Source organism: Marinobacter sp. (assembly GCF_034669625.1).
In the GTDB taxonomy this organism is placed as follows: domain Bacteria; phylum Pseudomonadota; class Gammaproteobacteria; order Pseudomonadales; family Oleiphilaceae; genus Marinobacter.
In genome coordinates this window covers 129,868-147,496 of sequence record NZ_JAXMOY010000009.1, presented here as the reverse complement: position 1 = coordinate 147,496, position 17,629 = coordinate 129,868, and the positions used below count along the sequence as shown (strand labels likewise).

The following is a 17,629-nucleotide window of genomic DNA, read 5'->3' as shown; positions in this document are numbered from 1 at the left end:
CCACCTTGTCAACCGTTAATTTCAACTGCTGTTTTCGTCTTCGAAAACGGCCGAAAAACTCACCGGCATTACTGCTAAATCGTGGGGCGCATTCTACACTGAACCGCCACCTTGTCAACTGCTTTTTTGAAGAATCTTTAAAACGTTTTCTTCAGAACTTTCAAGCAGTTACCGCTTCGTTGCTAACCGTGTTTAGCGGCCAGCCCCTCAAGCGAGATGCGCATTCTACAGAGCCCAGCTGAGGAGTCAACAGACTTTCTGAAGAAAACTTCCAACCCCTCGGTTTCCACCTATTCGGCTGATCAAAACACCATCTAATCGCTCGAAAAACACGCTGATTCAGGCCTTTCTGAGCGGCACCAGTGAAGACGCCCCAAACCAGTACGCCCGAACCACCAGCAAAACCAACAACACAACGCCGTAAACAACCATCTCTAACACGTCACTTCTTGCCTGCCAGAGAAAGTGCAGCCATACAAAGATAGCCGACAAATAGACAAGACGGTGAAGCGGCTTCCACATACGACCGGTTCGCTTCATCATTTTCTGAGTCGAGGTCAGTGCCAGCGGGACTAACAACAGGAACGCGGCGGCGCCCATTATGATGTAGGGGCGACGAGTGAACGTGACCCACAAATCCCCCCACCCCAAGATCAGCTGCAAGAAGGCCAAGACATGAAGCACGGCGTAGAAGAAAGCAAACAGTCCGAGCATCCGTCGGCAACGCACCCACCCGGTCCAACCGGTCAGTTTTCGCAACGGCGTCATTAACAAAGTCGCCAACAGAAGCTGGAATGCGGCCTTACCCAAGCTCTCCGTAATGACCTGAGCCGGATCCGGCCCCAGAGCCCCCATCACAATACGCTGCACCAACAGCAACAATGGAAGTAACGCCAAACTGAAAAGAATGACCTTAACCACACGAATGGTCGTCGTCTTATTCCACGCACCCAGCATCAGTAAAACTTCGCCAAATCCATGCCCTTATAAAGCTGCGCCACTTGTTCACCATAGCCATTAAACTTTTCGGTCTCTCGCCAATTCGGGCTAAAAATACCTGACGGCAGCCTGCGCTCTCGTTTCTGGCTCCACCGCGGATGGTTTACCTCGGGATTCACATTGGCATAAAAGCCGTACTCATTCGGCGCAATCATTTCCCAGCTGGTCTTTGGCTGCTCTTCCATGAACCGTATCCGAACAATCGACTTAATGCTTTTGAACCCATACTTCCACGGAACCACCAACCGAATTGGTGCACCGTTCTGGTTCGGCAGCTCCCGCCCATATAAGCCTACCGCTAGAAACGCCAACTCGTTCATCGCCTCATCCAGCCGCAAGCCTTCTCGGTAAGGCCAATCAATCGTGCTGAACAAAGACCTCTGACCGGGCATCTGCTCCGGACGCTCAAGCGTTTCAAAGTAAACGTATTTAGCCTTCGAGGTTGGTTCCAATTGCTTCAACACATCAGCCAGAGGGACACCCACCCAAGGAATCACCATCGACCAAGCCTCAACACAGCGCAACCGGTATATCCGTTCTTGATAATTATGAGGTTTAAGCAAATCCTCCAGCGGATAACGCCCCGGTCGGGCACATTCACCTTCGACACTGATCGACCAGGGATCAACCACCAGCTGGTCGGCATGACGCTCAGGGTCTTCCTTACCTGGCCCGAACTCATAGAAATTGTTGTACCTGATGACATCCTGGTAGGGAGTAAGCTCTTCGTTCGGAACGTATTTGTCGGCCTTTTGAAAGTCCAAGGCGGGCTGCTTCTCTTTCTCGTCAGCAAAAACAATTCCCGGAACAGCCATTGCGGCGGCCGACACGGCAACGCCCGACATAAATTTACGACGATTCAGGTAGACAGATTCAGGGGTGACTTCGGATTCAGAGATGGCCCAAGATGGGCGTTTCTTGATATGCATTGGCGGGCTCCAGCTGCCGTGATTCTATCAGTAGACCACAACTTTCTGGATAAATTCCCGCCCGGCGATACCAGGCGGGAATTATTAATCAATTATGCGCGCTTTCCCTTACGACGGAACAAGGCTCGTACAGGGCCAGAGGCCGCGTAGATCAGAAATGCTGAGAACAATACGGTCGCTGGATCGAGTGCAATCACCACGAAGATGAGCACCACAAGCAGAATGGCAGCAAAGGGCACCCTACCCCGCAAATCCAAATCTTTGAAACTGCGGTACAGAATGTTACTGACCATCAACACACCGGTTCCGCCAACGACGACCATGGTCAGCGCGGTCAGCCAAGCTGCCGGCTCAAACGTGTGGAAACTCCAAACCAGACCCGCAACACAAGCCGCTGCGGCAGGGCTTGCCAGACCAACGAAGTACTTCTTATCAACCGAGCCGATCTGGGTATTGAAGCGCGCAAGGCGCAACGCCGCGCCAGCAACGTAAATAAAGGTCACAGCCCAACCGAGCTTACCCATTCCGTTCAACAGCCAGAAAAACGCGACCAAACCCGGAGCAACGCCAAAGGCAACCATATCCGCCAGGCTGTCGTACTCTTCACCGAATTTGCTTTGGGTATTGGTCATCCTCGCGACCCGACCATCCAGCCCATCCAGAATCATGGAAACAAAGATGGCAATAGCGGCGTTATCGAATACGCCGTTCGAGGCAGATACAATCGCGTAAAAACCTGAAAACAGCGATGCAGTTGTCAGCGCATTAGGCAGCAAAAAAATGCCTTTTCGCCGCACTTTAGCGCCCTCAACTACTTCTTCTTCTATGACTTCTCCCGCCTCAATTTCCGCTTCGGCAGTAAGATGGGGGTCAGTCTTGTTTATCGTCGAATTTTGTTCTGTCATTCCTTCAACTCCGGAAAGCATTTGAGCGGAGTATATACGAAAAACGCGGCCACTAGGGCCGCGCTTTTTAAACCGTACCGGAAATTCCGGATCAGTTCTTATCTTTATCCACGATTTTGTTCGCAGAAATCCACGGCATCATGGAACGCAGCTTTTCACCAACCACTTCAATTTCGTGGGCCGCGTTTTCACGACGACGCGCAGTCATTGACGGGTAGTTCAAAGCACCTTCAGAGATGAACATCTTGGCGTATTCGCCACTCTGGATGCGCTTCAGAGCGTTACGCATTGCTGCGCGGGACTCATCGTTGATCACCTCTGGGCCGGTAACGTACTCGCCGTACTCAGCATTGTTAGAGATGGAGTAGTTCATGTTGGCGATACCGCCTTCGTACATCAGGTCTACAATCAGCTTCAGCTCGTGCAGACACTCGAAGTACGCCATTTCTGGGGCATAACCCGCTTCAGTCAGGGTTTCAAAACCGGCTTTAACCAGCTCAACCGCACCACCACACAAAACAGCCTGCTCACCGAACAGGTCGGTTTCAGTTTCGTCTTTGAACGTGGTTTCGATAATACCGGTACGACCACCACCTACACCGCTGGCATAGGACAGAGCTACGTTCTTGGCGTTGCCAGACGCATCCTGGAAGATCGCGATCAGATCAGGAATACCGCCGCCTTTGGTGAACTCGGTACGTACAGTGTGGCCAGGTGCCTTCGGAGCAACCATGATCACGTCCAGATCTTTACGGGGAACGACCTGATTGTAGTGGATCGCAAAACCATGCGCGAAGGCCAGAGTGGCGCCTTGCTTCAGGTTCGGCTCAATTTCGTCACGGTACAATTCAGCCTGGAATTCGTCCGGAGTCAGAACCATAACGACTTCAGCAGACGCAACCGCAGAGGCCACGTCACTGGTCTTCAGACCGTAGGCTTCAGCTTTGGCAATTGAAGAAGAACCCGGACGCAGACCAACAACAACGTCTACGCCAGAATCTTTCAGGTTGCACGCGTGGGCGTGGCCCTGTGAACCAAAACCAAGAATGGCAACTTTTTTGCCCTGGATGATGGAAAGATCACAATCCTTATCGTAATAAACCTGCATTTCAAACCTCAACTTTTATAAATATGAGCCACTAATGGCCACGGTATTCGAATTTTTCAGCCAGCCTTCAGAGACTGAGCACCTTTTCGCCTCGCGCGATACCAGACACACCGGTGCGCACCACTTCCAATATTCCAGACGTGCCAACCGCTTGAATAAAGCCGTCAAGCTTACTGCTATCACCGGCCAACTGGACGGTGTAAACCGAGCTGGTGACATCAACAATCTGGCCACGGAAGATGTCCACGGTGCGCTTGATCTCGGCACGCTGAGAGCCGGTCGCCTTCAGTTTCACCAACATCATTTCGCGCTCGATATGGGCACCCTCAGTGAGGTCCACTAGCTTCACCACTTCAATCAGCTTGTTCAACTGCTTGGTGATTTGCTCGATAACCTTATCAGAACCACTCGTGGTCACCGTCAGTCGTGACAAAGTGGGATCTTCTGTAGGCGCTACCGTCAGCGTTTCAATGTTGTAGTTACGCTGAGAAAACAGCCCAACCACACGCGACAGTGCGCCCGGCTCGTTTTCCAGCAACACAGAAATGATTCGACGCATGATCACACCCTCTCCGTCTTGCTGAGCCACATGTCTTTCATCGATCCACGGGCAACTTGCATTGGGTACACATGCTCAAAACGATCGACATAAATATCTACAAACACCAGCTTGTCTTTCATCGCCAGAACTTCTTTCAGCTTGGGCTCAAGATCTTCTTTGCGATCGATACGCACACCAACATGGCCGTATGCTTCTGCCAGTTTGATGAAGTCCGGCAGCGATTCCATATAGGACTGCGAATGGCGAGACTCATAGTTCATGTCCTGCCACTGCTTTACCATGCCCAAAGCCTGATTGTTCAGGTTAATGATTTTGACCGGCAGATCGTACTGCTTACAGGTAGACAGCTCCTGAATGTTCATCTGGATACTGCCTTCGCCGGTAAAGCACAACACTTCCTCATCCGGATGGGTCAGCTTGACACCCATAGCCGCCGGCAAACCAAAGCCCATCGTGCCCAGACCGCCAGAGTTAATCCAACGGTTCGGCTTGTCGAACTTGTAGTACTGCGCGGTAAACATCTGATGCTGGCCGACATCTGTGGTTACGAAGGCATCACCATTGGTGAGCTTCCAGAGCATCTCAACCACTTCTTGCGGCTTGATCACATCCGGGCTGGTTTCGTAACGCATGCCATGGAAAGCGCGCCATTCGTCGATTTGCTTCCACCATGCAGCCAAAGCATCGGCTTCCGGCTTTTCTTTGGACTCTTTCACCAAAGAGAGCATTTCTTTGAGCACTGCATCGACCGGGCCCACAATCGGCACATCCACATCGATCGTTTTGGAAATCGATGCCGGATCAATATCGATATGGATAATTCGAGCACCTGGACAGAACTTCTCTGTGGCATTGGTTACCCGATCATCGAAACGGGCGCCTACGCAGAGGATCAGGTCTGAGTGGTGCATGGCCATATTGGCTTCGTAGGTGCCGTGCATGCCGAGCCAGCCCAAATGCTGCTTGTCGGTTGCCGGGTAGCAGCCAATACCCATCAACGTGTTGGTAATCGGAAAGCCGAGTTTTTGTGTCAGTTCGGTCAGCTGATCAGAGGCCTTGCCAAGAATGACACCACCGCCGGCGTAGATCACCGGGCGCTTGGCAGCCATCAGCATATCGACGGCTTTCTTGATTTGCCCAGCATGACCACGAACCGCCGGATTGTATGAGCGCAACTTGACCTTTTTCGGATAGGAATACTCGAAACGCTCGTTGGGCGCGGTCATATCCTTCGGAATATCGACGACAACCGGGCCTGGGCGGCCAGTTGAAGCAATGTAATAGGCCTTGCGGATAATTTCCGGGATTTCCTCTGGGTGCCGAACACTGAGGTTGTGCTTCACCACAGGGCGGGAGACACCGATCATGTCGGTTTCCTGGAAAGCATCCTCACCAATCAATGTGGATGCAACCTGGCCACATAGGACCACCATAGGAATGGAATCCATAAAAGCGGTGGCAATGCCAGTAATCGTGTTGGTAGCGCCAGGGCCAGAGGTCACCAGGACAGTACCTGGTTTTCCGGTTGCACGGGCATAACCATCGGCCATATGGACCGCTGCTTGCTCATGCCGCACCAGAATGTGTTTGACTTTATCCTGCCTGAACAGCGCATCATAAATATGAAGGGCTGCGCCACCCGGATAGCCGTATACGTTCTCGATACCTTCGTCTTGAAGGGACCGTATCAACATATCGGCACCAGACAATAACTCCACGTTTCTACCCTCTTCTACAAGTGAATGAGCCGGGATTCGTCCCGGTTGCCTGGATCCACGGTTTACCAGCTTCTTGTGAAAGCGGTACCGGCGTACTCCTCCACACCAATTCTTTAGAGGTTGTCTCTTGGCCAGCCGCACTCCTGAGGGTTGCGGAGAACGGCCAACAACGGGTTGCAACGTTAGCAACAACCATCGCCCGCCAATAAATGGCGCACTCGGTGTGGTGATTAACGGGGGATACTTGCTCGGGATTGCCTGCCGTATTGACCCCTGTCTTCAGGCAGTCGGTAATTCTGACAGCGGGAAACTCGCTGTCAATAGCCGTTGTGGCTTAATTGGCACCATTTTATGCTCTTCTCTGCCATACTGCGCAAATAACAATGCTAGAGTTTTGAACCAGACGAAAGAAAAACCTTTGTTCTGGTGGCACTATTTCTCCAGGCGACAAACGAACAACGGGCAACGACATGAACCGAAAAATACTGGTGTTTTCTATTCTGATGGCCGCGACTCCCGGCCTGTCCGCTGACAGTTCAGTATACAAATGGACCGACGAAAACGGCGTAACCCAGTTTGGTGATCGGCAACCAACCGGCAAGAAAGCTGAGAAAATCAATGTTCGCTCAGGTACCAGCCGCAGCGCAAACTCAGACCGAGCAACGCCGCAGGAACGACTGAGCGAGATCGACGGGCAACAGCAGGCAACCGCCGAACGAAAGCAAGAAACCGCGGTCGAAGAAGCAAACCGAAAACAGCGCGAAGCGAATTGTGAGACCGCTAAGACCAACCTGAAAGTAATCAGCAGCAACGCACGAATTCGGGTCGAAGAAAACGGCGAGCTACGCTACCTAAGCCCCGAAGAAATTGACGCACAACGGGAACAGTTTGAAGCGTTTGCAGAAGAAAACTGCGGCCCCGCTGTAGCGAGCAACGCCGAGTAGTAACCGCTCCGTATATGCAAAAAAGCCAGAGGGCTCTCACCCGCTGGCTTTTTATTTCGGCCAACCCACCCAGGCAAGTTATCCCTTGGTGAACGTTAACGCATTACCGTCAACTGTGGCCTTGACCGTATCGCCAGACACGAACTCACCTTGCAAGAGTTTCTGCGCCAGCGGGTTTTCAATCAAACGCTGAATCGCTCTCTTCAGCGGCCGTGCTCCGTACACGGGGTCGTAGCCAACCTCGGCCAACAACCGCAGAGCATCCTCACCCAATTCAAACTTCATGTCTTGCTCTTTCAGACGCTTCGCGAGATTTTCAATCTGAATGCTCGCAATGCCCTGAATCTGGTTTTCCGCCAGCGGATGGAACACCACCACTTCATCCACTCGGTTGATAAACTCAGGCCGAAAATGCGTGCCAACCACCTCCATGACGGCAGACTTCATATCTTCGTAATTTTCTTCGCCGGCCTTTTCCTGAATGATGTGAGAGCCCAAGTTTGAGGTCATCACCACAACCGTGTTGCGGAAGTCGACGGTACGGCCCTGACTGTCCGTCAGGCGACCATCATCAAGCACTTGCAGCAGGATGTTGAAGACATCCGGATGCGCCTTTTCAACCTCATCCAGCAACAGCACGGAGTAGGGCCGGCGCCGCACTGCCTCGGTCAGATAGCCGCCTTCTTCGTAGCCTACGTAACCGGGAGGCGCACCAATCAAACGAGCCACGGAATGCTTCTCCATGAACTCGGACATATCAATGCGCACCATGGCATCCTCGGTGTCGAACAGAAACGCCGCCAACGCTTTACACAACTCGGTTTTACCGACACCGGTCGGCCCAAGGAACAGGAATGAGCCGTTGGGCCGATTAGGATCGGACAAACCTGCGCGGGAACGGCGCACGGCATTGGAAACAGCCTCTACCGCTTCATTCTGACCAATCACCCGACCATGCAGCGCCTCTTCCATGCGCATCAGTTTGTCGCGTTCCCCTTCCATCATTTTGGAGACGGGAATTCCGGTCCACTTGGAGACGATCTCGGCAATTTCTTCATCGGTGACCCGATTACGCAGTAACGTCATTTCCATCATTTCAGCCTGACTGGCCATGTCCAACTGGCGCTCAAGCTCAGGAATCTTGCCGTACTGCAGCTCCGACATTTTGCCTAAATCGCCACTTCGGCGTGCGTTTTCCAGATCAATCCGAGCTTGCTCGAGTTCACTCTTAATTTTCTGAGAGCCGTGCAGCGCCGCTTTTTCAGTGTTCCAGACCTCTTCCAGATCCGCGTATTCACGCTCAACACCGCCGATCACAGAAGACAACTCCTCCAAACGTTTTTTAGACGCGGCGTCGGTTTCTTTCTTTAGTGCTTCTCGCTCAATTTTGAGCTGAATCAGGCGCCTCTCAAGACGGTCCAGCGGTTCAGGCTTGGAGTCCATCTCCATTCGGATCTGGCTTGCCGCTTCGTCGACCAGATCTATCGCCTTATCCGGCAACTGGCGGTCGGTAATGTAGCGATGAGACAGCTTAGCAGCCGCAATAATGGCGCCGTCTGTCACTTCCACGCCGTGGTGCACCTCGTAACGCTCTTTCAAGCCACGCAGAATCGCAATGGTGTCTTCTTCATTGGGCTCACTGACCAGCACTTTCTGGAATCGACGCTCCAAGGCGGCGTCTTTCTCTATGTTTTCGCGGTATTCGTTCAGGGTCGTGGCGCCGACACAATGAAGCTCACCACGAGCTAGCGCAGGCTTAAGCATATTCCCCGCATCCATCGAACCTTCAGCCTTACCGGCACCGACCATGGTATGGATTTCATCGATGAACAGGATCACCTGGCCTTCCTGCTTCGAAAGCTCGTTCAGAACCGCCTTCAGGCGCTCCTCAAATTCGCCGCGGAACTTGGCTCCGGCAATCAGAGCGCCCATATCCAGCGACAGCACTTTTTTCTCTTTCAGGCTATCCGGCACTTCGCCGTTCACAATGCGCTGGGCCAACCCTTCCACAATGGCGGTCTTGCCCACACCAGGTTCACCAATCAACACCGGGTTATTTTTGCGGCGGCGCTGCAGCACCTGAATGGTGCGGCGAATTTCGTCATCCCGACCAATCACCGGATCCAACTTGCCCGCAGCCGCTTGCTCGGTCAGATCGATCGTGTATTTCGACAGCGCCTGACGGTTTTCTTCAGCTCCGGCATCATTCACGGTTTCACCACCCCTTACCTCATCTATGGCTTTTTCCAAAGCCGCTTTATCCAGTCCATGTTCACGCAGGATGCGCCCCAGAGAACCACGGTCTTCAACCGCCGCCAACAAGATCAATTCGCTGGAGATAAACTGGTCACCCCGTTTTTGGGCCAGCTTGTCGGAAATATTGAACAAGCGCCCCATGTCGTTCGACATAGAGACGTCGCCACCATTGCCCTGTACCTCTGGCAGATGTTCAATCTCACCGGCAACGGCCTGACGCACTCGCCCCGGATCAACACCCACCTGCTGCAGGAGCGGCTTAATCGAACCTCCCTGCTGGTCAAGCAACGCCAGCATCAGGTGCACTGGCTCAATAAAGTTGTGATCTTTCCCAACGGCAATAGATTGAGCGTCTGCCAGAGCGCTCTGCAGTTTGCTGGTCAGCTTATCGATTCTCATATTTTCGTCCCCAAATAAATCTGCGCGCCGATATTTCCACACACACGTAGAAGCGCGTCATGAAAGGCGTTCGCGATATCTTGATAACTAATGTAGGGGCTGAAAGGGGAACTTCAAGTAAACGAGGGAGATTTCGTCAGAAAATTGACGCCCGTCAGTCAATCCAAACCAGAGTTGCCATGCGCCCGGTTTGGCCGTCTCGGCGATAGGAGTAAAACCGCTCGCCATCATCCACGGTGCATAGACCACCGCCGTGGATTTCGGCGATGCCCGCACGGGACAGACGCAGGCGAGCCAACTCATAGATATCAGCGATAAAATGCCCGGAGCGCGCACCGTGTTCGGAGAAAGCATTGCCCGCTTCAGCCTGCTGCTCAATGAAAGCCGCTCGAACCTCGGGGCCTACCTCGAAATTCGCCGGGCCAATAGACGCCCCAAACCAAGCGACAAGCTCCGTGGGCGCCACCGCCATGGCTTCAATCAGGCTTTCCAGCACGCCGCCGCAAAGGCTACGCCAACCCGCATGAGCAGCACCAACCACCTCACCGTTACGGTCAGCAAGAATCACCGGCAGACAATCCGCCGTCAGAATGGCGCACGCCACCCTTTTTTCACGGGTGAAGCTGGCGTCGGCATCAGGGCAATCTTTCAGGCTCTCAAGCGTAAGTTCTACCACATGGCTGCCGTGCACCTGATTCAGCCAGCCAATATGGCCGGCTTCGATGCCGATGAACTCCGCCAAACGTTGGCGATTTTGCGCCACATCGGCCGGATAATCACCGACATGACCACCCAGATTCAGAGACTGCCAAGGCGATAGGCTGACCCCACCCTTGCGCGTGGTACTGAGCGCCCGCACCCGAGTATGCGCAGGCCAGTCAGGCCGGAGCACACCGCTCTCAGAAATCATTTTCTTCCAGCTCACGCACATGCTTACGCAAGGCTGCTATGAGTTGAACCATATCTTCTGGCAAATCCACTTCCCAGCTCATTGTTTCGCCGGTCTCCGGGTGTTCCAGCGTCAGCTTGCGCGCATGCAAGGCTTGGCGATTGAAGGCCGCCAGCTCGGCCCGAAGCTCTTCCGTTGTTCCCTTAGGAAGACGCAGACGGCCACCGTATACAGGGTCTCCCACCAGCGGATGTCGAACGTGCGTCATGTGTACACGAATCTGGTGGGTACGCCCACTTTCCAATTTACAGCGCACATGAGTATGAGCTGCGAAACGCTCAAGCAGACGGTAGTGAGTCACCGCAGGCTTGCCGGATGCCACCACCGCCATACGTTTGCGGTCCTGCGGATGACGCCCAATGGGTGCATCCACCGTTGCGCCACCGGTCAAAGAGCCCACCACAACTGCTTCGTACTCCCGGCCCATGGTGCGTTCCTGAAGCTGATTCACCAACGAGGTGTGGGCAATCAAGCTCCGCGCTACAACCATAATGCCGGACGTATCTTTATCCAGGCGGTGCACGATACCGGCGCGAGGCAGATTCTCTACTTCCGGCGCGTAATTCAGCAATGCATTGACCAACGTGCCGTCAGCATGACCCGCCGCAGGATGAACCACCAGGCCCGCCGGCTTATTGATTACCAGCAGATGCTCGTCTTCATAAACGATCTCGAGCGTGATGGGTTCTGCTTCCCAGGTCACTTTCACTTCCGGCTCGGCATCCAGCTCAAGCACATCGTTGAGCATGACCTTGTCTCTGGGCTTACAGGTTTTACCGTTGATCGTCAGCGCGCCGCTTTTAATCCAGGACTGCAACCTGGAACGGGAATGCTCGGGCATCAACTCGGCCGCCGCCTGATCGAGTCGTTTATCGCTCAAACCCGGTGGAATTTTGAACTGGCCGGTGATTCTGTTTTCGGAAGACATCAAGCCTCGCTTCGCCACTATGCTTTCAAATTTTAGGACACCGGCTCAGCACCGATGTTACGTTTCAGTCAGATTAACCGGAGATACTTCTGTTAGCACTGCACATGAGCAGCCTTCCCCGTTACAATGGCCAATCCAATCATAAGTCTGACCATTATACGGGATTCCGGCATGAGATCAGTTGTCCGATTACTGCTACTTTCCACCATCATAGCGCTGGCTGCCGGCTGCGCCTCCAAGAAAGCCGTGGAAGTGCTACCGGAACAAACCTACTACGAGAACGCCCGCAAGGCCATGAACGCCGGCAACTTCAATGAAGCCGAACAAAACCTTGACTCCCTGGAAACCTACTATCCGTTCGGCCGCTATGCAGAACAGGCCCAACTGGACCTGATTTATGCCCGTTACCAAAACCTTGATCTGGAAGGCGCCCGGGCAGCCGCAGACCGCTTTGTGCGCCTGAACCCGCAAAGCGAGCTGCTGGACTACGCCATCTATATGCGAGGACTGGCCTCCTACAATCTGGACTTAGGCCTCGCCGCCCGCTACTTCCCGATCGAAGTAGCTGCTCGCAACCCCGGCGAACAACTTCAGGCTTTCCGCGACTTCTCACAATTGCTGAGCCGGTTCCCTGACAGCCAGTACGCTCCGGACGCTCGCCAGCGCATGGTCTCTATTCGTAATCGCATGGCGGAACTGGAAATACACGCCGCGCGCTACTACATCAAACGGGAAGCCTATGTGGCGGCCAACAACCGTGCACGCTACGTAGTCGAAAACTACCCGTCTTCACCCGCGGTTGAAGATGCACTGATCATCTTGGCCGACACGTTTCTGTTTATGGACCTGAAGAATGGCGCCGATGACGCCATTGCTACGCTGCGCAAAAACTTCCCTAACAGTGAAGCCTTCGATTCCAAGGGCCAGTTCCAGGCTAACCAGTTTGAGCGTCAAAACCGCTCACTTCTGAACGTTGTAACCTTTGGCCTACTGGGCGACAAGTAAGGCGTACAGCCTTACTTGCCTATTTTCCAGCCGTTGGTAATTGGGTACCGGCGGTCTTTGCCAAAGCCCCGCTCAGTAATTCGCACACCGATAGGCGCCTGCCGGCGTTTGTATTCGTTGAGGTCGACCAATCGAGTCACCCGCTCAACGTCGGCACGTTCATACCCTTCCGACACAATGGCTTCAGCACTGTAATCACGCTCAACGTACAAGTTCAGAATCGCGTCGAGAGTATCGTAGCCGGGCAGACTGTCTTCATCCTTCTGATCCGGGGCCAGCTCCGCAGACGGTGGCCGGGTAATAACCCGCTCCGGGATCACCGGCGCTAAACTGTTTCGATAACGCGACAGACGAAACACCAACGTCTTGGGCACATCTTTAAGCACGTCGAAGCCGCCGGCCATATCGCCATATAGCGTGGAATAACCTACCGCCAGCTCACTCTTGTTGCCGGTGGTTAACACCAACGAACCAAATTTGTTCGACAACGACATTAGCAGGACTCCGCGCAAGCGGGCCTGCAGATTTTCCTCGGTGGTATCAGGCTGAGTGCCTTCAAAGGGCGCTTCCAGAGTTTGCATGAAGACATCGTACATCGGCTCAATGGAAAACACGTCGTACTGCACGCCCATCGTAACCGCCTGAGCTTCTGCATCTTCCAAACTGGCATTGGAGGTATAGCGGAACGGCATCATAACCGCTCTGACACGTTCTTTCCCAAGCGCATCCACAGCGACCGCCAAGGTCAAGGCCGAATCGATACCCCCAGACAGGCCCAGCACAACGGATTTAAAGCCATTTTTATTAACGTAATCCCGAACGCCGGTCACCAGCGCGTTATAAACATTGGCTTCAAGAGAAGGCTCAGGGCACTGCAGTTGAGAGATAGGCTGGCAATGGTGCTCACACAGGAACTCGACCGGAAACAACCCCTCTTTAAATTGAGGTACTTCCACCGCGAGCGTGCCCGAGTGGTCAACCACCATCGAACCACCATCAAACACCAGTTCGTCTTGCCCGCCCATCAGATTGACATAAACAATGCTGACGTTGTTGTTTGCCGCTTTGCGTTCGAGCAGCGCTTTTCTGCGGGCCTGTTTGTCGATGTCGTAGGGTGAGGCGTTCAAGTTCAAAATCAACTGGGCACCTGCCGCCGCCGCATCCTCGACCGGCCCATCGGCCCAGATATCCTCACAAACGGTAATGCCGACCTGTACACCTCTGATGTCCAACACCTTGGCACTTTGCCCTTCCGCAAAATAACGCTTCTCGTCGAACACCTGATAATTCGGCGGACAGCGCTTGAAATATTGCCCAACCAAGTCACCACCTTCGATGACAAGGGCTGCGTTATAGAGCAAGCCGCCTGAACGCACAGGAGCACCGATAACAATCGCCGGCTCCAGCTTTGCTTGCTTCAATTGCTCCAGCGCTTCCGACACGCGAATCCCCAAGCTGGGCCGCAGCAAAAGATCTTCCGGCGGGTAGCCGGTAATACACAGCTCCGGGAAGACCACAATATCGGCCTTATGCTCTTGCCAAGCCTCACGAGCAGCCTGAATAACCCGCTCTGTGTTACCTGGAATATCCCCTACCAGAAAATCCAACTGGGCCATTACCACCCGCAACTTTTTCACGGTGGTAGACGCCTCCGATGTTTTATCGGGTGCCGACATGCAAAAGGCTCCTGTAACTTATTGCCGTTAAAAGGCTATTATAACCACGCACCGACGAGGAATTCTCCTGACTGACAACAGATAACTTCCGATATGGCTTCAGATTCCCTCACAAGCACCGTGCGCTCGCCCTTCGGGCCGCTCGCCAAGTACCAACAAGCCAGATTATTTCGGGTCTACAACCACTACCGACTGGTCATCAGTGTCTTACTGGCAGGCGTGCTGTTTGTTGAGCCCTTCATGGCGGAAGCCCAATTTCGCTGGCTGGATTACTACCGGCTCGGCGCGATTTCCTACTTTGCGGTAAACGGCTTTATTGCCCTGACACTTGTGGCAGGTTTCCATCCTCGCCAGCGGCACATCACGCTCTCGGTGCTGGCTGACATTCTTATGATCCACGGCTTGCTGTTGGCCAGTTCAGGCATCACCAGCGGCTTGGCTAATTTGGTCATTATCTCCGTGGCAGCAGGTAACATCCTTGCCCCCAACCGCCTAGGTACCTTTTATGCAGCACTAGCGACCATCTGCTCACTAGGCATATCCAGCTGGGCCACCCTGGCCCTCAATGCGTCTGCTGACGACATCGTCCGCGCGGGATCCTTGGGAATACTGTATTTTGCTGCCGCTTTTGTTTTGCAGGGCATTTCCAAGCGTGTGATCCGCAGCGAAGCGCTGGCCACCAGCCGCGCCAAAAGCATTGTTGAGCTTGAGCAAATCAACCAACAAATCATCCAACGAATGCGAACCGGCATTCTGGTGCTGGATCGATTCGGTCACATACGCTTGGCGAACGCAGCGGCCGAAGAAATGCTGTTTGAGGAGACCTCCCTTCACCCCTACGGCATGCGGCAAGCGCGGGTGCTACCGGGACCTCTGCGCGACGGACTGGACGCGTGGCTAAAGAACCACCACGCCACCATCGAGCCGTTTCAGGCCATCCCCACATCTCCACTGCTGCAAGCCAATTTCACGCAACTCGATCAGGATCGCGGAGATCAAATTCTCGTCTTCATCGAAGATCTCAGCAAAGTCACCCAACAGGCGCAACAAATGAAACTGGCCTCACTGGGACGACTCACTGCCGGTATTGCTCATGAAATTCGCAATCCTCTTGGTGCCATCAGCCACGCGGCACAGCTGATGGAAGAATCCCCTCACCTGGACCAAGGCGACCAGCAAATGCTGGACATCATCCGCCGACACTCCAAGCGGGTAAACGGCATTATCGAGAACGTTCTGGATCTGTCCCGGCGCCAAATTGCGAACACAGAACTTGTCGATATTCAGTCTTGGCTAACGGATTTCTGTACCGACTTTCAGCAAACCCAGAGTGGCACCTCCTCCGCCACCATCGAGCTACTGACCGAGGGGGAGCTCCCTGAAGCTAGATTTGATAAAAGTCAGATTGAGCAAGTCATGGTAAACCTGTGCGACAATGGTCTGCGACACAGTGAACAGCATACCGGACAAAAAAAGATACAATTACTGGTTGGCACAACCGCGGACGGCGAGCGGGCCCGCGTAGATATTCGGGATTTCGGCGCTGGCATTGCCCCGGAGCATCGCAATTCCATATTCGAACCTTTCTTTACCACGGATAAAAACGGAACCGGGCTTGGGCTTTATCTTGCGAGAGAACTGTGTGAAGCAAATCAGGCGCACCTGTCACTGGTTGAGGACAACCAGCCGGGCTGCCGTTTCCGCATTACTTTCGCGCATCCAGGGCGGATGATTTAAGCAACCACAGCCATCGGGCGTTAGCAATTCAACAGGGAACCGGCAACAGACCATGAGCAATCAAACAGCGCTGATCGTAGACGACGAACCGGACATCCGGAGTCTTCTGGAAATTACTCTGGGGCGCATGGGCATCACCACCTATACCGCAGCCGACCTGACCAGCGCGCGCGCCATACTGGAGGAGCATCGCCCCCAACTCTGTCTGACGGATATGAATCTACCAGACGGCAACGGCATCGAGCTGGTGCAGTGGATCCAACAACATAGTCCCGCCACACCGGTTGCGGTTATCACTGCCTATGGAAGCATGGACACCGCCATTGAATCGCTTAAAGCCGGCGCCTTCGATTTCGTTTCCAAACCGGTGGAACTGCCCAGATTACGAGAACTGGTGAACAGCGCTCTAAAACTGTCCGAACCTAAAGCTCCGCAAACACCCGAAACCGACGAGCCGGGCCTGCTACTCGGCAACTCACCGGAAATTCGCAAACTCCGAAACCAAACCCGTAAACTGGCCCGCAGCCAGGCTCCGGTTTTTATCAGCGGTGAATCCGGCAGTGGTAAAGAGCTGGTCGCCAGAATGATCCACCTGCAAGGCCCGCGCGCTGACGCACCATTCGTCGCCGTTAACTGCGGCGCAATTCCGTCAGAACTGATGGAAAGCGAATTCTTCGGGCATAAAAAAGGCAGTTTCACCGGTGCCGTTGAGAATAAAGATGGCCTGTTCCGCAGTGCCGATGGCGGCACCCTGTTCCTGGACGAAGTGGCTGATTTGCCTCTCGCCATGCAGGTAAAACTCCTGCGCGCTATCCAGGAAAAAGCCGTACGCCCCGTTGGCGATACCAAAGAGGTTCCTGTGGACATTCGTGTGCTCAGCGCCACCCACAAGAACCTACCCGAGTTGGTACTGGCGGGCGACTTCCGTCAGGATTTATTTTATCGCATCAACGTGATTGAGCTGGCAGTCCCTGCCCTCAGGGAACGCGCAGTCGACATTCCCATATTAGCCAAACATATTCTTGAGCGTATTGCGGGCGAGTACGAGTGCGATCCCGCCACCGTCACCACGGCCGCGATTGACCGACTGAAAAGTTACGACTTTCCGGGCAACGTCCGTGAGCTGGAGAATATTTTGGAGCGCGCTTTTACGTTATGCGATGAGGACCGTATTGATGCAGAAGACTTGCACCTAGGCGGAGGCATGGCCCATGGTAACGCCGCCAGAGAGCCCGAGAGCAGCGGAGAAGGCTTATCGGGTGTAGTGCCCGAAGGAGAGATTGATCTGGAAGGCTATCTTGAGACTATCGAACGCCAGGCCATTGAGAAGGCGCTTGAGGCTACTCGGTGGAATAAGACTGCAGCGGCTAAGCGTTTGGGGATTAGTTTTCGAGCGATGCGGTATCGGTTGAAGAAGTTGGGGATGGAGTGATCCAACTCTCATTAATCACCGAGTTTTCTGACGAACAGGAACTATTCACGTAATCTTACTGGCGCGCTCGGCAGGATGCCCA

Annotated in this window: 15 protein-coding genes; 5 read left to right on the top strand and 10 right to left on the bottom strand. The window is 53.8% G+C overall.

Features of this window, described 5'->3' with window-relative positions; genetic code table 11:
* Window positions 1-242, top strand: a 242-nt coding sequence (locus VOI14_RS10155; protein ID WP_323751936.1) for a hypothetical protein, incomplete at its 5' end; no start/stop codon positions are given.
* A gap of 97 nt (window positions 243-339) precedes the next feature.
* Here VOI14_RS10155 and VOI14_RS10150 read toward each other — a convergent pair.
* From VOI14_RS10150 to VOI14_RS10125, 6 genes are all read right to left on the bottom strand, one after another.
* Complete coding sequence (locus tag VOI14_RS10150) at window positions 340-957, bottom strand: protein-methionine-sulfoxide reductase heme-binding subunit MsrQ (RefSeq protein ID WP_323751935.1); 618 nt, start codon at window positions 955-957, stop codon at window positions 340-342.
* Window positions 957-1,928 (bottom strand): protein-methionine-sulfoxide reductase catalytic subunit MsrP, encoded by a 972-nt coding sequence (gene msrP, locus VOI14_RS10145; RefSeq protein WP_323751934.1) that lies wholly within the window; start codon window positions 1,926-1,928, stop codon window positions 957-959. Before msrP ends, VOI14_RS10150 begins: the two co-directional genes overlap by 1 nt.
* Window positions 1,929-2,020: 92 nt before the next feature.
* Window positions 2,021-2,833 (bottom strand): CDP-diacylglycerol--serine O-phosphatidyltransferase, encoded by an 813-nt coding sequence (gene pssA / locus VOI14_RS10140; protein ID WP_323751933.1) that lies wholly within the window; start codon window positions 2,831-2,833, stop codon window positions 2,021-2,023.
* 91 nt (window positions 2,834-2,924) lie between these two features.
* Window positions 2,925-3,941 carry a ketol-acid reductoisomerase gene (gene ilvC, locus VOI14_RS10135; protein WP_133006434.1) on the bottom strand — a complete coding sequence of 339 codons (1,017 nt, stop codon included), beginning with the start codon at window positions 3,939-3,941 and terminating at the stop codon, window positions 2,925-2,927.
* Between the two features lie 67 nt (window positions 3,942-4,008).
* A complete protein-coding gene (gene ilvN / locus VOI14_RS10130) occupies window positions 4,009-4,500 on the bottom strand; it encodes an acetolactate synthase small subunit (protein ID WP_114335918.1) in 492 nt (163 codons plus the stop codon).
* A 2-nt stretch (window positions 4,501-4,502) separates the two neighbouring features.
* The gene (locus tag VOI14_RS10125; protein WP_323751932.1) at window positions 4,503-6,221 is read right to left on the bottom strand and encodes an acetolactate synthase 3 large subunit; all 1,719 of its coding nucleotides are present in this window, start codon (window positions 6,219-6,221) and stop codon (window positions 4,503-4,505) included.
* Window positions 6,222-6,691: 470 nt separating this feature from the next.
* Here VOI14_RS10125 and VOI14_RS10120 point away from each other — a divergent pair, with 470 nt between their 5' ends.
* Window positions 6,692-7,165: a DUF4124 domain-containing protein gene (locus tag VOI14_RS10120; RefSeq protein WP_323751931.1), complete on the top strand. Its 474-nt coding sequence runs from the start codon at window positions 6,692-6,694 to the stop codon at window positions 7,163-7,165.
* Window positions 7,166-7,243: 78 nt separating this feature from the next.
* On the opposite strand, the gene clpB is transcribed toward VOI14_RS10120, so the two are convergent.
* The 3 genes from clpB to rluD all read right to left on the bottom strand — a co-directional run bounded on the left by clpB (window position 7,244) and on the right by rluD (window position 11,697).
* Window positions 7,244-9,820 (bottom strand): ATP-dependent chaperone ClpB, encoded by a 2,577-nt coding sequence (clpB, locus tag VOI14_RS10115; RefSeq protein WP_323751930.1) that lies wholly within the window; start codon window positions 9,818-9,820, stop codon window positions 7,244-7,246.
* Window positions 9,821-9,974: 154 nt separating this feature from the next.
* The gene (gene pgeF / locus VOI14_RS10110) at window positions 9,975-10,730 is read right to left on the bottom strand and encodes a peptidoglycan editing factor PgeF (protein ID WP_323751929.1); all 756 of its coding nucleotides are present in this window, start codon (window positions 10,728-10,730) and stop codon (window positions 9,975-9,977) included.
* On the bottom strand, window positions 10,720-11,697 hold the full coding sequence (gene rluD / locus VOI14_RS10105; protein ID WP_323751928.1) for a 23S rRNA pseudouridine(1911/1915/1917) synthase RluD: 978 nt from the start codon (window positions 11,695-11,697) through the stop codon (window positions 10,720-10,722). Before rluD ends, pgeF begins: the two co-directional genes overlap by 11 nt.
* Window positions 11,698-11,868: 171 nt before the next feature.
* Here rluD and VOI14_RS10100 point away from each other — a divergent pair, with 171 nt between their 5' ends.
* Complete coding sequence (locus VOI14_RS10100) at window positions 11,869-12,702, top strand: outer membrane protein assembly factor BamD (protein WP_323751927.1); 834 nt, start codon at window positions 11,869-11,871, stop codon at window positions 12,700-12,702.
* 11 nt (window positions 12,703-12,713) lie between these two features.
* Here VOI14_RS10100 and VOI14_RS10095 read toward each other — a convergent pair whose 3' ends face one another.
* On the bottom strand, window positions 12,714-14,378 hold the full coding sequence (locus VOI14_RS10095) for an NAD+ synthase (RefSeq protein WP_323751926.1): 1,665 nt from the start codon (window positions 14,376-14,378) through the stop codon (window positions 12,714-12,716).
* A gap of 93 nt (window positions 14,379-14,471) precedes the next feature.
* On the opposite strand from VOI14_RS10095, the gene VOI14_RS10090 reads away from it, so the two are divergent.
* Window positions 14,472-16,115, top strand: coding sequence for a sensor histidine kinase (locus VOI14_RS10090; protein WP_323751925.1), 1,644 nt, complete (start codon window positions 14,472-14,474; stop codon window positions 16,113-16,115).
* A gap of 52 nt (window positions 16,116-16,167) precedes the next feature.
* The gene (locus VOI14_RS10085; RefSeq protein ID WP_323751924.1) at window positions 16,168-17,547 is read left to right on the top strand and encodes a sigma-54 dependent transcriptional regulator; all 1,380 of its coding nucleotides are present in this window, start codon (window positions 16,168-16,170) and stop codon (window positions 17,545-17,547) included.
* Window positions 17,548-17,629: the final 82 nt, after the last annotated feature.

Excerpts from the sequence above, each read along its gene's own strand:
- VOI14_RS10150 (WP_323751935.1), bottom strand. The coding sequence starts at position 957 with ATGCTGGGTGCGTGGAATAAGACGACGACCATTCGTGTGGTTAAGGTC.
- msrP (WP_323751934.1), bottom strand. The coding sequence starts at position 1,928 with ATGCATATCAAGAAACGCCCATCTTGGGCCATCTCTGAATCCGAAGTC.
- pssA (WP_323751933.1), bottom strand. The coding sequence starts at position 2,833 with ATGACAGAACAAAATTCGACGATAAACAAGACTGACCCCCATCTTACT.
- ilvC (WP_133006434.1), bottom strand. The coding sequence starts at position 3,941 with ATGCAGGTTTATTACGATAAGGATTGTGATCTTTCCATCATCCAGGGC.
- ilvN (WP_114335918.1), bottom strand. The coding sequence starts at position 4,500 with ATGCGTCGAATCATTTCTGTGTTGCTGGAAAACGAGCCGGGCGCACTG.
- VOI14_RS10120 (WP_323751931.1), top strand. The coding sequence starts at position 6,692 with ATGAACCGAAAAATACTGGTGTTTTCTATTCTGATGGCCGCGACTCCC.
- clpB (WP_323751930.1), bottom strand. The coding sequence starts at position 9,820 with ATGAGAATCGATAAGCTGACCAGCAAACTGCAGAGCGCTCTGGCAGAC.
- pgeF (WP_323751929.1), bottom strand. The coding sequence starts at position 10,730 with ATGATTTCTGAGAGCGGTGTGCTCCGGCCTGACTGGCCTGCGCATACT.
- rluD (WP_323751928.1), bottom strand. The coding sequence starts at position 11,697 with ATGTCTTCCGAAAACAGAATCACCGGCCAGTTCAAAATTCCACCGGGT.
- VOI14_RS10100 (WP_323751927.1), top strand. The coding sequence starts at position 11,869 with ATGAGATCAGTTGTCCGATTACTGCTACTTTCCACCATCATAGCGCTG.
- VOI14_RS10095 (WP_323751926.1), bottom strand. The coding sequence starts at position 14,378 with ATGTCGGCACCCGATAAAACATCGGAGGCGTCTACCACCGTGAAAAAG.
- VOI14_RS10090 (WP_323751925.1), top strand. The coding sequence starts at position 14,472 with ATGGCTTCAGATTCCCTCACAAGCACCGTGCGCTCGCCCTTCGGGCCG.
- VOI14_RS10085 (WP_323751924.1), top strand. The coding sequence starts at position 16,168 with ATGAGCAATCAAACAGCGCTGATCGTAGACGACGAACCGGACATCCGG.